At 63.0% G+C, this 13939-nt stretch carries 12 protein-coding genes and 1 tRNA gene; 2 read left to right on the top strand and 11 right to left on the bottom strand.

Annotated features, from left to right (window positions below):
• Positions 1 to 7: 7 nt before the first annotated feature.
• The 6 genes from AC3WK8_RS21350 to leuC form a co-directional block, all read right to left on the bottom strand.
• Complete coding sequence (locus AC3WK8_RS21350) at positions 8 to 1018, bottom strand: aspartate-semialdehyde dehydrogenase (RefSeq protein WP_103325795.1); 1011 nt, start codon at positions 1016 to 1018, stop codon at positions 8 to 10.
• Between the two features lie 147 nt (positions 1019 to 1165).
• Entirely contained in the window at positions 1166 to 2278 is a 1113-nt protein-coding gene (asd, locus tag AC3WK8_RS21345; protein WP_053138885.1) for an aspartate-semialdehyde dehydrogenase, read from the bottom strand.
• 54 nt (positions 2279 to 2332) lie between these two features.
• Positions 2333 to 3415, bottom strand: a complete 1083-nt coding sequence (gene leuB / locus AC3WK8_RS21340) for a 3-isopropylmalate dehydrogenase (protein ID WP_053138888.1) — start codon at positions 3413 to 3415, stop codon at positions 2333 to 2335.
• A 51-nt stretch (positions 3416 to 3466) separates the two neighbouring features.
• Positions 3467 to 4231, bottom strand: a complete 765-nt coding sequence (locus AC3WK8_RS21335) for a class I SAM-dependent methyltransferase (RefSeq protein WP_103325794.1) — start codon at positions 4229 to 4231, stop codon at positions 3467 to 3469.
• 78 nt (positions 4232 to 4309) lie between these two features.
• Positions 4310 to 4954 carry a 3-isopropylmalate dehydratase small subunit gene (gene leuD / locus AC3WK8_RS21330; RefSeq protein ID WP_103325793.1) on the bottom strand — a complete coding sequence of 215 codons (645 nt, stop codon included), beginning with the start codon at positions 4952 to 4954 and terminating at the stop codon, positions 4310 to 4312.
• Positions 4955 to 4965: 11 nt separating this feature from the next.
• Positions 4966 to 6393, bottom strand: coding sequence for a 3-isopropylmalate dehydratase large subunit (gene leuC, locus AC3WK8_RS21325; protein ID WP_085599501.1), 1428 nt, complete (start codon positions 6391 to 6393; stop codon positions 4966 to 4968).
• Between the two features lie 152 nt (positions 6394 to 6545).
• Here leuC and AC3WK8_RS21320 point away from each other — a divergent pair, with 152 nt between their 5' ends.
• Together AC3WK8_RS21320 and AC3WK8_RS21315 are read left to right on the top strand one after the other, a co-directional pair.
• Positions 6546 to 7436: a LysR family transcriptional regulator gene (locus AC3WK8_RS21320; protein ID WP_085599503.1), complete on the top strand. Its 891-nt coding sequence runs from the start codon at positions 6546 to 6548 to the stop codon at positions 7434 to 7436.
• Positions 7437 to 7521: 85 nt separating this feature from the next.
• Positions 7522 to 10800: an EAL domain-containing protein gene (locus AC3WK8_RS21315; RefSeq protein ID WP_103325792.1), complete on the top strand. Its 3279-nt coding sequence runs from the start codon at positions 7522 to 7524 to the stop codon at positions 10798 to 10800.
• Between the two features lie 47 nt (positions 10801 to 10847).
• Here AC3WK8_RS21315 and AC3WK8_RS21310 read toward each other — a convergent pair whose 3' ends face one another.
• The 5 genes from AC3WK8_RS21310 to AC3WK8_RS21290 all read right to left on the bottom strand — a co-directional run bounded on the left by AC3WK8_RS21310 (position 10848) and on the right by AC3WK8_RS21290 (position 13939).
• Positions 10848 to 11294: an Hsp20 family protein gene (locus tag AC3WK8_RS21310; protein ID WP_103325791.1), complete on the bottom strand. Its 447-nt coding sequence runs from the start codon at positions 11292 to 11294 to the stop codon at positions 10848 to 10850.
• Positions 11295 to 11408: 114 nt separating this feature from the next.
• Positions 11409 to 12368: a tRNA dihydrouridine synthase gene (locus AC3WK8_RS21305; RefSeq protein WP_103325790.1), complete on the bottom strand. Its 960-nt coding sequence runs from the start codon at positions 12366 to 12368 to the stop codon at positions 11409 to 11411.
• Between the two features lie 125 nt (positions 12369 to 12493).
• On the bottom strand, positions 12494 to 12928 hold the full coding sequence (locus tag AC3WK8_RS21300; protein ID WP_103325789.1) for an acyl-CoA thioesterase: 435 nt from the start codon (positions 12926 to 12928) through the stop codon (positions 12494 to 12496).
• A 212-nt stretch (positions 12929 to 13140) separates the two neighbouring features.
• On the bottom strand, positions 13141 to 13680 hold the full coding sequence (locus AC3WK8_RS21295) for a TetR/AcrR family transcriptional regulator (protein WP_022643430.1): 540 nt from the start codon (positions 13678 to 13680) through the stop codon (positions 13141 to 13143).
• A gap of 183 nt (positions 13681 to 13863) precedes the next feature.
• A tRNA-Glu gene (locus AC3WK8_RS21290) sits at positions 13864 to 13939 on the bottom strand.

The raw sequence follows: 13939 nt of genomic DNA, 5'->3' as shown, positions 1-13939 counted from the left end.
GTATCTTTTACAGCAGGTCTTTTATCAACAATTCAGCCAGCTGCACCGCGTTCAACGCCGCACCTTTGCGGACGTTGTCCGAAGTCAGCCACAGGTTGAGCTCCGCCGGATCGTCGACCCCGCTGCGAACTCGCCCAACGTAGACCACATCCTGGCCCACGGCGTCACCGACGGCCGTCGGGTAGTCGCCAGCGTCCACCAGCTCCAGGCCAGGCGCCGCTTCCAGCGCGGCATTCACCGCCGCAAGGTCGATATCGGCAGCCGACTGCAGAGTCACGCTATAGCTATCGCCAAAAAACACCGGCGCTTGAATGCATGTGACAGAAATCTTCAGCAAAGGTAGCCCCAGCACCTCGCGCAGTTCCCTGACCAGGCGTTTTTCCAGCAGGGTATGGCCCTGGGCATCCGGCGTGCCGACCTGGGCCAGCAGGTTGAAGGCCATCTGCCGGTCGAAGAAACGCGGTTCCAGGGGACGCGCATTCAACAGTTCGGCGGTCTGCCGGGCCAGTTCGCTGACCGCCTCGCGGCCCAGGCTGGAAACCGCCAGGCTGGCGCTCAGGCCCACCTGCTGGATGTCCAGCAGATCCTGCAATGGCGCCAGCGCGACCGCCAGCGCCGTGGCCGAGGCACTGGGACTGCTCAGTTGCACCGACTTACCCAGGCCGGCCAGCACCTTGGCATTGACTTCGGGCACCACGCTGGGGGCCTGCGCCGAGGGCAAGGCCCCGGAAAGATCAATCACCGCGCAATTGGCCGCCGTCGCCCGCGGCGCAAAACTCAGGGTCACGGCCGGACCTGCGGCGAAGAACGCCAGCTGGGCCTTGCCGAAGTCAAACTCGTCGACCTCGCGCACACGCAGGTTCTTGCCGCGAAACGGCACCGAATGTCCTGCCGACTCGCTGCTGGCCAGCAAGTAGAGGTTGCCGACCGGAAAATCACGCTCTTCGAGAATCTGCACCAGGGTTTCGCCGACGGTACCGGTGGCACCGATCACGGCAATATCAAAGGACGGAGTCATGGTGCTACCTCAGGCAAAACGGGGGGAGCGGCACTTTACCCGGCACGCGGGGACGAGGCAATTCGCCGGAGCGACCACAACTTGCGGCCCATGAAAAAACCCGCGCCCTTTGAGGGAACGCGGGTTTTTCGCGGCGATGCAGAAGAATCAGCGCTCCAGCAGGATCCGCAGCATGCGGCGCAGCGGCTCGGCCGCGCCCCACAGCAGTTGGTCACCCACAGTGAAGGCACCGAGGAACTGCGAGCCCATATTCAGCTTGCGCAGACGGCCCACCGGAATGTTCAGGGTGCCGGTGACCTTGGTCGGGCTCAGCTCCTGCATGCTGATTTCACGCTGGTTCGGCACCAGCTTGACCCAGGGGTTGTGCTGGCTGATCAGCCCTTCGATATCGGCGATCGGCACGTCCTTGTTGAGCTTGATGGTCAGCGCCTGGCTGTGGCAGCGCATGGCGCCGATACGCACGCAGATACCGTCCACCGGAATCGGGTTCTTGAAGCGACCGAGGATCTTGTTGGTCTCGGCCTGGGCCTTCCACTCTTCGCGGCTCTGGCCGTTGGGCAGCTCCTTGTCGATCCACGGAATCAGGCTGCCGGCCAGCGGTACGCCGAAGTTCTCGGTTGGATAGGCATCGCTGCGCATGGCCTCGGCCACCTTGCGGTCGATATCGAGGATGGCGCTGGCCGGGTTGGCCAGGTCATCGGCGACCGCAGCATGGGTGGCGCCCATCTGCTTGATCAGCTCACGCATGTTCTGCGCGCCGGCGCCGGAGGCCGCCTGGTAGGTCATGGCGCTCATCCACTCCACCAGGCCGGCTTCGAACAGGCCACCCAGGCCCATCAGCATCAGGCTGACGGTGCAGTTGCCGCCGACGTAGTTCTTGGTCCCGGCATCCAGTTGCTGGTCAATGACCTTGCGGTTCACCGGATCGAGGATGATCACTGCGTCGTCCTGCATGCGCAGGCTGGAAGCAGCGTCGATCCAATAGCCCTGCCAGCCGGCTTCGCGCAGCTTGGGGAAGACTTCGCTGGTGTAGTCGCCACCCTGGCAGGTCAGGATCACGTCGAGGGTTTTCAGCTCTTCAATGCTGTAGGCGTCCTTGAGCGGGGCAATATCCTTGCCTACCGACGGACCCTGGCCACCGACATTGGAAGTGGTGAAAAACACCGGTTCAATAAGATCGAAGTCCTGCTCTTCAAGCATCCGCTGCATGAGCACGGAACCGACCATACCGCGCCAACCGATCAGACCTACACGTTTCATCGCAACTACACCTATACAAAAGTGGGCCACTGTCAGTGCAGTGGGCCCGAAAGATTACAGATTCCGCAGCGCCGCGACTACTGCATCGCCCATTTCCTGCGTACCGACCCGGGTGCAACCGGCCGACCAGATGTCACCGGTACGCAAGCCCTGGTCCAGCACTCGGCTGACGGCTTGCTCGATGGCGTCCGCCGCTGCGGTCAGGTTGAAGCTGTAGCGCAACATCATCGACACCGAGAGGATGGTCGCCAGCGGGTTGGCGATGCCCTGCCCGGCGATATCCGGTGCCGAACCGTGGCAAGGCTCGTACATGCCCTTGTTGTTGGCGTCCAGGGACGCCGAAGGCAGCATGCCGATGGAACCGGTGAGCATCGAGGCCTCGTCGGAGAGGATATCGCCAAACATGTTGTCGGTGACGATCACGTCGAACTGCTTGGGCGCGCGCACCAGCTGCATGGCCGCGTTGTCGACGTACATGTGGCTGAGTTCGACGTCCGGATAGTCCTTGGCCACCTGCTCGACCACTTCACGCCACAGCTGGCTGGAAGCCAGGACGTTGGCCTTGTCCACCGAGCAGAGCTTCTTGCCGCGCACCCGCGCCATGTCGAAGCCGACCCGGGCGATCCGGCGGATCTCGCTCTCGCTGTAGGGCAAGGTGTCATAGGACTGGCGCTCGCCGTTCTCCAGCTCGCGGGTGCCGCGAGGAGCACCGAAGTAGATACCGCCGGTCAGTTCGCGGACGATGAGGATGTCCAGGCCGGAGACGATTTCCGGTTTCAGGCTCGAGGCATCGGCCAGTTGCGGATAGAGGATCGCCGGCCGCAGGTTGCCGAACAGCCCCAGTTGCGCGCGAATCTTCAACAGCCCGCGCTCCGGACGGATGTCGCGCTCGATCTTGTCCCACTTCGGACCGCCCACCGCACCCAGCAGCACCGCATCGGCGGCACGGGCCCGGTCCAGGGTCTCGTCGGCCAGGGGCACGCCATGCTTGTCGATGGCCGCGCCGCCGATCACATCGTGGCTCAGCTCGAAACCCAGGCCGTACTTGTCATTGGCCAATTCCAGGACCTTGACCGCTTCGGCCATGATTTCCGGGCCAATACCGTCACCAGGGAGAATCAGAATCTGCTTGCTCATGCATTCCTCGTTCGTTCTGTCGGCACGCCCTTGGGCGCACCCGGAAAAATTCTATCGTTCGGCCCACAGTACCAGTACATCTGTACTGAACGAACCATCGGCCTCAATCTGAAAATATTCGCGCACTTCATTGCCCATCGCCTGCTGCAACTGGCGAATAGCCACCCTCAGCGGCTCCGGGGTGCGCATGCGCTCGACCCAGGAGGCGTATTCCAGGCGCAGGCGCTGCCGGGCGCTGCTGCGGGCCTGCAAACCGGCCTCGTTGATCTGGTGCAGCCATTCCCCGGCCGAATAGTCGCGGACATGGCTGGTGTCGCGCAGCACTTCGACGCTCTGCAGGTAGGTATCCAGCAATGGACTGCCCGGTGACAGGACATCGATGAACGCCGCCACGCCGCCAGGCTTCAGGACTCGGCGCACCTCGCGCAGGGCCAGGCCCAGGTCGCTCCAGTGGTGGGCCGAATAGCGACTGAAGACGAAGTCGAACTCGCCATCGGCGAACGGCAAGCGCTCTGCTGCACCGGCTACCGTACGGACGTTACCCAGCTTACGCTCCCGGGCCGCCGCTGCCACCACGTCCAGCATCTGCTGGGAAAGGTCGTAGGCCACCACCTCCCTGACCAGCGGCGCGACATGGAAACTGACATGCCCGGCACCGCACCCAAGATCCAGCACCCGGGCCTCGTTCTTGCCCGCTACCTCGGCCTGTAGCAACGCGAATTCGGCACCCTGGGCATGCACCGCGCTGTTGAGGTAGGCCACGGCTTGTCCGCCGAATTGCTGCTGTACCACCTGGGTATGGGCATTGCTGGTCATGCTTGGCTCCTTGGGGCGTAGAGAACGGCGCTCACTGGCCGGCCCTGCAACAAACGGCAAGGGCCGGACCAAGGGCACTCAGGCGTCGCGGAACAACCAGGGCTGACGCTGCTTGTAGCCGACCTCGAAACTGCGGATGGCGTCGGCGTCCTGCAGGGTCAGGCCGATGTCGTCCAGGCCATTGAGCAGGCAGTGCTTGCGGAACGCGTCCACCTCGAAGCTGTACTGCTTGCCGTCCGGGCGGGTCACGGTCTGCGCGGCGAGATCGACGGTCAGCTGGTAACCCTCGGTGGCTTCGCTCTGCTGGAACAGTTCGTCGACTTCTTCATCCTTGAGGATGATCGGCAACAAGCCGTTCTTGAAGCTGTTGTTGAAGAAGATGTCGGCGAAGCTCGGCGCGATCACGGTGCGGAAACCGTACTCGTCCAGCGCCCACGGCGCATGCTCGCGGGAAGAGCCGCAGCCGAAGTTCTCACGGGCCAGCAGCACGCTGGCGCCCTGGTAGCGCGGGAAGTTGAGCACGAAGTCCTGGTTCACCGGACGCTTGGAATTGTCCTGGTTGGGCTGGCCCACATCGAGGTAGCGCCACTCATCGAACAGGTTCGGACCGAAGCCGGTACGCTTGATCGACTTGAGGAATTGCTTGGGAATGATCTGGTCGGTGTCGACGTTGGCACGGTCGAGCGGTGCGACGAGGCCTTTGTGCTGGGTGAATGCTTTCATCTCTGGTCTCCTCAGGCCTGCATCAATTCACGTACATCGATGAAACGACCGGTCACCGCGGCAGCCGCGGCCATGGCCGGGCTCACCAGGTGGGTACGTCCGCCGGCGCCCTGGCGGCCTTCGAAGTTGCGGTTGGAGGTAGACGCGCAATGCTCGCCACTCTCCAGGCGGTCCGGGTTCATCGCCAGGCACATGGAGCAGCCCGGCTCACGCCACTCGAAGCCGGCCTCGAGGAAGATCTTGTCCAGGCCTTCCTGCTCGGCCTGGGCCTTCACCAGGCCCGAACCCGGTACCACCAGCGCCTGCTTCACGGTGGAGGCAACCTTGCGCCCCTTGGCCACGGCCGCGGCGGCGCGCAAGTCTTCGATGCGCGAGTTGGTGCAGGAGCCGATGAATACGCGGTCCAGCTGGATATCGGTGATCGCCTGGTTGGCGTTCAAGCCCATGTACTTCAACGCCCGGACAATGGAGTCGCGCTTGACCGCATCGGCCTCGACAGCCGGATCCGGTACGTTCTGGTCCACCGCGAGCACCATCTCCGGGGAAGTACCCCAACTGACCTGCGGCTTGATGTCCTCGGCACGCAGCTCGATGACGGTGTCGAAATGCGCGTCGGCATCGGATACCAGGTCGCTCCAAGCCTCCACGGCCTTGTCCCAGTCGCTGCCTTGCGGCGAGAACGGGCGCCCCTTCACGTAGTCGATGGTCTTTTCATCGCAGGCCACCATGCCGACGCGGGCGCCCGCCTCGATGGACATGTTGCAGATGGTCATGCGGCCTTCCATGGACAGATCGCGAATGGCGCTGCCGGCGAACTCCAGGGCGTGGCCGTTGCCGCCCGCGGTACCGATCCTGCCGATCACCGCGAGGACGATGTCCTTGGCGGTCACGCCGAAGGGCAACCGGCCCTCGACGCGCACCTGCATGTTCTTCATCTTCTTGGCCACCAGGCACTGGGTGGCGAGCACGTGCTCCACCTCGGAAGTGCCAATACCGTGGGCCAACGCGCCGAAGGCGCCGTGGGTCGAGGTGTGCGAGTCGCCACAGACCACGGTCATGCCCGGCAAGGTGGCCCCCTGCTCCGGACCGACCACGTGGACGATCCCTTGGCGGATGTCGTTCATCTTGAATTCGAGGATGCCGAAGTCGTCGCAGTTCTCATCCAGGGTCTTGACCTGGATGCGCGACACTTCGTCGGCGATGGCGTCGAGGCCACCTTTGCGCTCGGCCTGGGTAGTCGGCACGTTGTGGTCCGGGGTGGCGATGTTGGCATCGATGCGCCACGGCTGGCGTGCAGCCAGGCGCAAGCCTTCGAAGGCCTGCGGCGAGGTCACCTCGTGAAGAATGTGACGATCGATGTAGATGAGCGACGAACCATCGTCACGGCGCTTCACCTCGTGCATTTCCCAGAGCTTGTCGTAGAGCGTCTTGCCAGCCATCGGACCTTTCCTCATCAGCTTGTTTCTATGCCCCGGGCCCTGATCGAGCATCGATCAATAACCACTTGGCTTGTGAGGCTGATGCTATGGCGTTAGATTAAATAACTCAAATTCATATTTTTCATAATTTGGATAACCAATAGGAATGCAAGATGGACCAGGCCAATCTCAATGCCTTCATCGCCATCGCCGAAACTGGCAGCTTCTCTGGAGCGGGCGAGCGCCTGCACCTGACCCAACCGGCCATCAGCAAGCGCATCGCGGCGCTGGAACAGCAGCTCAATGTGCGACTGTTCGATCGCCTGGGCCGTGAAGTCGGTCTTACAGAGGCTGGACGGGCCCTGTTGCCCCGGGCCTATCAGATCATCAACGTGCTGGACGACACTCGCCGGGCCCTGACCAACCTCACGGGCGAAGTCAGCGGGCGCCTGACACTGGCCACCAGCCATCACATCGGCCTGCATCGCCTGCCGCCCCTGCTGCGAGCCTATACCCGGCGCTACCCACAGGTGGCCCTGGACATCCAGTTCCTCGATTCGGAGGTGGCCTATGAGGAAATCCTCCACGGCCGCGCCGAACTGGCCGTCATCACCCTGGCTCCCGAGCCACACGGCCTGGTCAAGGCCACCGCGGTCTGGGACGACCCACTGGACTTCGTCGCCGCCCCGGAACACCCGCTGGTCAGCAACGGCCAGGTCAGCCTGGCGGATATCGCCCTGCATCCGGCGGTTTTTCCCGGTGGCAACACCTTTACCCACCACATCGTGCAGCGATTGTTCGAGGCCCAGGGCCTGACGCCGAACATCGCCATGAGCACTAACTATCTGGAAACCATAAAGATGATGGTCTCCATCGGCCTGGCCTGGAGTGTGCTGCCGCGCACAATGCTCGACGAACAAGTGGCGCGCATCCCTTTACCGGGCATACAACTACACCGCCAGCTAGGCTATATCCTGCATACCGAACGGACGCTGTCGAATGCTGCGCGGGCTTTCATGGCCTTATTGGACGCACAGGTCGATTGGCCAGGGAACCCGGCATAAGTATTCCGGGTTTTGCCCGTGCCCTGTCGCCTCCCGCCATGAGCCCTCGCGCCAAACGAACTACTCAGCACAAGGCCTGATCACCATGCCCAAACCCGCTGACCGTATTCCGCCCATGCCGCGCATCCACGCCGTCGACCCCAGGGAGTCGGAACAGAGCTGGGAAAGTGCGCCACAACTGCTCGCCGCGCTCAACGGCGCGAGGCTGGGTGCCTGGTATTGGGATATCGAAAGCGGGCAAATCAGCTGGTCCCGGGGCACCCAGGCGCTGTTCGGCTTCGATCCGCGCCAACCCCTGCCGGAAAACCTCGAATATCTCGACCTGCTGCCCATCGAGGACCGGGCCCGAACCGTACGCGCCTTCCACTCGGTGCTGGCCGGCGCGCCCCTGGAACAAGCCATGCACCATCGCATCCGCTGGCCCGATGGCAGCCTGCACTGGCTGGAAATCAACGGCAGCGTGCTGCCTGACAAGCACGGCAAGCCCCGGATGATCGGGGTGATCCGCGAAATCACCCACCAGCGCCAGCGCGAAGAAGCCCTGAGCAGCTCGGAAAAGCGTTTTGCCACCCTCTTCCACCTCTGCCCCAACATGGTGCTGCTGACCCGCCTCGAAGACGGCCTGATCAGCGAAGCCAACCAGTACTTCGAAAGCCAGTTCGGCTGGCCCGCCGAGCATGTGATCGGCCGCACCACCCTGGAAATCGGCTTGTGGGTCAACCCCGAACAGCGCGCCCAGCTGATCAAGGCCGTACAGAAGAAAGGCCAGGCCGCCAGCCTCGAAGTGCAATTGCGTGCCAGCAACGGACAGATCCACGATGGCATCCTCAGCGCACAGAAGGTCGAACTGGAGGGCAAGGCCTTCCTGCTCAGCACCTTCCTCGATACCAGCGAGCGCAAACGCGCCGAACAGGCCCTCAAGGATAGCCAGGAGCGCCTGGACCTGGCCCTGGACTCGGCGCAACTGGGCACCTGGGACTGGCATATCCCCAGCGGCATGCTCTATGGCTCGGCCCGAGCTGCGCAGTTGCATGGCCTGGAGCCAGCGCCGTTTCACGAGTCCTTCGATGCCTTCTTCGAGGGTGTGCCCACCGAGGAGCGCAACTCCATGCGCGACGCCTATCGCAGCCTGCGCGAAGGCCCGGCGGGCAACTACCAGCTGACCTATCGCGTGCAACTGGCCGATGGCAGCTCGCGCTACCTGGAGAGCCGTGCCCGCCTGTATCGCGACGAGCAAGGCAACCCGCTGCGCATGGCCGGAACCCTGCTGGACATCACCGAACAGGTGGAGCGCGAGCAGCGCCTGATCACCTCCGAGGAGAAATTCGCCAGCCTGTTCCAGGTCAGCCCGGATCCGATCTGCGTCACCCTGCTGGAAACCGGCCAGTTCATCGAGATCAACTCCAGCTTCACCCAGACCTTCGGCTGGACCCTGGACGACGTGATCAACCGCAGCGCCGAGCAGATCGGCCTCTGGGAAGACCCCGCGCCGCGCTTGCGGCGAATCGAGCAGGTAATCCGCGAACAAGCGCTGAACAATGTCGCGGTGGTGGTCAACCACAAGGATGGCCAGCCTTTGACCTGCATCATCTCCAGCCGCCAGATCATCGTCGACAAACAACCGTGCATCGTCACCACTCTGCGCGACATCACCCAGCAACAACGCTCGGAAGCGGCGCTCAAGGCCAGCGAGGAGAAGTTCGCCAAGGCCTTCCACTCAAGCCCCGACGCCATCACCATCACCGAGCGCGATACCGGACGCTACCTGGAGGTCAACGACGGCTTCTGCCGCCTGACCGGCTACCGCACCGACGAAGTGATGGGCCATACCTTGTACGAAGTCGGGATCTGGGCCGAGGAGGCCCAGCTGGCCACCTTGCTGGCCGAACTCAAGCTCAAGGGTCGGGTGCACCATATGGAGATGCTCGGGCGCAACAAGCGCGGGGAAATCTTCACCCTCGAGGTTTCGGTGGAGCCCATCACCCTCAATGAGACACCTTGCCTGCTGCTGACCGCCCGGGACGTCAGCTTGCTGAAGAACGCCCAGGCGCAGATCCGCCACCTGGCCTACCACGACCCTCTGACCAACCTGCCCAACCGCGCCCTGTTGATGGACCGCTTGAGCCAGCAGATCGCCCTGCTCAAGCGGCACAACCTGCGCGGCGCCCTGCTGTTCCTCGATCTGGATCACTTCAAGCACATCAACGATTCCCTGGGGCATCCGGTGGGCGACACGGTCCTGAAGATCATCACCGCACGGCTGGAAGCCAGCGTACGCATGGAGGACACGGTGGCGCGCCTGGGCGGCGACGAGTTCGTGGTCCTGCTCAGCGGCCTGGAAGGCTCGCGCAACGACGTCAGCGAACAGGTCCGGCAACTGGCGGGCACCTTGCGCGAACTGCTGTCGGAGCCGATGTTCCTCGACGGCCAGCGCCTGCAGGTCACGCCCAGTATCGGCGTGGCGCTGATTCCCGATCACGGCTCGACCCCCACCGACCTGCTCAAGCGTGCCGATATCGCCCTATATCGCGCCAAGGACTCGGGGCGCAACACCACGCAGATGTACCACAACACCATGCAGAAGGCCGCCAGCGAGCGCTTGCGCATGGAAACCGACCTGCGCCTGGCCCTGTCCCGGGGCGAATTCAGCGTGCACTTCCAGCCCCAGGTGGACGCCCGCGACAATCGCATCGTCGGCGCCGAGGCGCTGGTGCGCTGGCAGCACCCGGAACTGGGAGCGCAGTCGCCGACCGAGTTCATCAAGGTGCTCGAAGACAGCGGGCTGATCCTCGAGGTGGGCACCTGGATCATCGATGAATCCTGCCTGGCTTTCAGCCAGTTGATCGAAGGAGGCCTGGTGGACCCGCACCAGTTCAGCCTGTGCGTGAATATCAGTCCCCGGCAGTTCCGCCAGAACGATTTCGTCGAACGGATCGAGCACAGCCTGGCGGCCTATGCCCTGCCTTCCTCGCTGCTGAAGCTGGAGATCACCGAAGGCATCGTGATCCAGAACCTGGAAGACACCATCAGCAAGATGCGCCGCCTGAAGAAGCTCGGCGTCAGCTTCGCCATGGATGATTTCGGCACGGGCTATTCATCCCTGACCTATCTCAAGCGCCTGCCGGTGGACACGTTGAAGATCGACCAGTCCTTCGTCCGCGATGCCACCCACGACCCCAACGACGCGGAGATCATCCGGGCCATCGTGGCCATGGCCCGCAGCCTGGAATTGAAGGTGATCGCCGAAGGCGTCGAGACCCTGCAGCAGCTGGAGTTCCTGCGGGGCCTGGAGTGCCACCTGTACCAGGGCTACCTGCACAGCCGACCGCTGCCGCTAGGCGAATTCAAGAAACTGCTGGAATGACAGCCACGAAAAAGGGCGCCACTCGGGCGCCCTTTTTGCTTGCGGTCTTAGTGTTGCAGGGCCGCTTGCTGCATGCCATTGATCGCGATGCGCTTGGGCTTGGCTTCTTCCGGCACGACCCGCAGCAGGTCGATGTTCAGCAGGCCGTGGTTCAGGGCCGCGGCCTTGACCTCGATATGGTCGGCCAGGCGGAAAGACAGCTTGAAAGCCCGCTGGGCGATGCCCTGGTGCAGGTAGGTGACGCCTTCGTTGGCATCGCGCTTGCCACCACTCACGGTCAACACGCCTTTTTCCACCTGCAGCTCCAGGTCTTGTTCCTGGAAACCGGCGGCGGCGATGACGATGCGGTACTGGTCATCGGCATGCTTTTCAACGTTGTAGGGTGGGTAGCTGCTGCCCGGTTCGTTGCGCAGTGCCGATTCGAACAGGTCGTTGAAACGATCGAAACCGACAGAGGAACGGAACAATGGGGCCAGGGAAAATGCAGTGCTCATGGGTAAATCTCCTGATATTCAGCGAGTGGTTATCGACGCGACCCGAATTCGGCATCGCGTACCCAAGAGATAAGGACCGCCGGAAGCATTTCAAGAGCGGCCATGGAAATTTCTTCAGGCCGCCTCGCTGCACGGCATGCCCAGCAACCTGCCGACCTGGTCCAGCTCGGTTTCGCGCCGCAACGCGGTGAACAACTCGACCGCCTCGGGGTAGTTGCGAGTCAACATCGCCAACCACTGCTTCAACCGACCCGGAGCCGAGCGCGGGGTCAATTGCGTAACCACCTGGGCCCAGAAGTCATGGATCAGCGGTAGCAACTCGGTCCAGGTCATCTGCACCACTTCTTCGCCAGCCCGAGCCGCGGCGATCTGCCGAGCCAGGTCCGGACGCGCAACCAGTCCACGCCCCAGCATGATGTCCTCGACCCCGCTGATTTCCCGGCAGCGCCGCCAGTCCTCGACGCTCCAGATATCACCGTTGGCGAACACCGGCACCTTGACCACTTCCTGGACCCGAGGAATCCACTCCCAATGAGCCGGAGGCTTGTAGCCGTCAACCTTGGTCCGCGCATGCACCACGATATGCTCGGCGCCACCTTCGGCCAGCGCGGTGGCGCATACCAGGGACCCATCCGGGCTATCGAAACCCAGGCGCATCTTGGCCGTGACCGGGATATGCGCCGGAACCGCACGCCGTACATGCTCGACGATCTGGTTGAGTAGCTCGGGCTCCTTGAGCAGCACCGCGCCGCCACGGGACTTGTTGACGGTCTTGGCCGGGCAACCGAAGTTCAGGTCGATGACTTCGCTCCCCAGCTCGCAGGCCAGCGCCGCGTTCTCGGCCAGGCACACGGGATCGGAGCCGAGCAATTGCACGCGCAGCGGCACCCCGGCCGCAGTCTGCGCACCTTGCAGCAATTCGGGGGCAAGCTTGTGGAAATAGGCAGGCGTCAGCAGACGGTCGTTGACACGGATGAACTCGGTGACACACCAGTCGATCCCGCCAACACGGGTCAGTACATCGCGCAGGATGTTGTCGACCAACCCCTCCATGGGCGCCAGGGCAATTTGCATGAAACACACTCGACGAAAACGGGCGAAAAACGGGCGCCAGTTTACTGGGTTTCAAACGCTGGCAGTACCTTGCCGTTAGCAACTGCCGGCGAACGGGGCCAGCATTCCACGCAACGACTAAAGATTCAGCAGGATTGCAGGGCCGGCCCATAGCCGCCGAGGAACTCGGCGGGCATGCGCTTGGGCTTGCCGCTGGACAGCTCGATGCAGACGAAGATGGTCTGGGCCCGCAGCAGGGTCGCGCCATCGCTCGGGCGCACCAGCTGGAAACGCCGGGTCATCTTCAAGCGCTGGTCCCAATCGACGATCCAGGTGGCCAATTGCAGCTCGTCGCCCTCGTAGGCGGCGGCCAGGTAGTCGATTTCATGCCGCACCACGGCCATGGCCCGGTCCAGGCGGCGATATTCAGCCAGGTCCAGCCCCAGGCGTTGGGAATGACGCCAGGCACAACGCTCCAGCCAGGTAACGTAGACCGCATTGTTGGCGTGCCCCAAGCCATCGATATCTTCGGCCGCCACCTGCAGATCGATGACGAACGGCGTTGCCAGATCCCAACTCATGCCCGACTCCCGGTCAGTTTTTTGACCGACGCAGTGTAACGGATGGCCAGCCCGATTGGCGCATCCCTCCCGGGACCGGCTCGCTCTGGCTCGAGGCTTTGCTATCTCGAGGGCTTGGCGAACCGGGGCTCGCGGGGCGTATCGAACCTTGATTGGATGATCATTCGCGATGTGAATGACCATGTGGCGACAGGACTCGCCACGGTTCCGGGTCAGAGCACGGCGGACTTGGCAGCGCGCAGCAGGCGATCGGACAACTCCCCCGGTCCCAGGGCGCGCGCCAAGGACAGGCCACCGATCATCAAGGCCATGTCCGCCAGGGCCTTGTCCGTGTCCTCGGGAGTTTCGGCCAGTTGCGCCACCATCAACTCCATGTGTTCGTTCAGGGCCTTGCGGAAGCTCTCCGGCAGACGTCCCAACTCCCCTACCGAGGCGGGGATCGGGCAGGCCAGCTCGGTGGAGTCGCGATGCTTGCGCGACAGGTAGAAGGCGGCGGTCAACGCCCGGCGCTCCACACCGCTCAGGTTGCTGTCCATTTCATCGAGCAGGCCACGCCGGTGCGCGAGCAACTGGGTGAAAGCCTCCAGCATCAGCGCGTCCTTGCTCTCGAAGTGCGCGTAGAAACCACCGACCGTGAGTCCGGCCGCCCCCATCACCTCACCCACGCTCGGCTCGGCCGGACCACGCTGGATCAACGCGGAACTGGCGGCCTGGAGAATGCGCTCCCGGGTCTGAGCTTTTTTATCGTTCATCGTTGCCTCCGAATATCACGAAAAAATATTATTCCCATAATAATTTTCCGCAAGTCGCGAGCGTGACCGTCGGTCAGAGGAGCAAGCTGGGAAAAGAAGAGAGAAAAATTGCCGGGCGCCAGAAAAACAAAAGGGTCATTCAATAATCGAATGACCCTTGAAATCCCGCACAGCGGGCAAACCTGGCGTCCCCTAGGGGACTCGAACCCCTGTTACCGCCGTGAAAGGGCGGTGTCCTAGGCCACTAGACGAAGGGGAC

The sequence above is a fragment of the Pseudomonas sp. FW507-12TSA genome (genome assembly GCF_058781435.1).
This window is presented reverse-complemented; position numbering and strand designations above follow the sequence as displayed.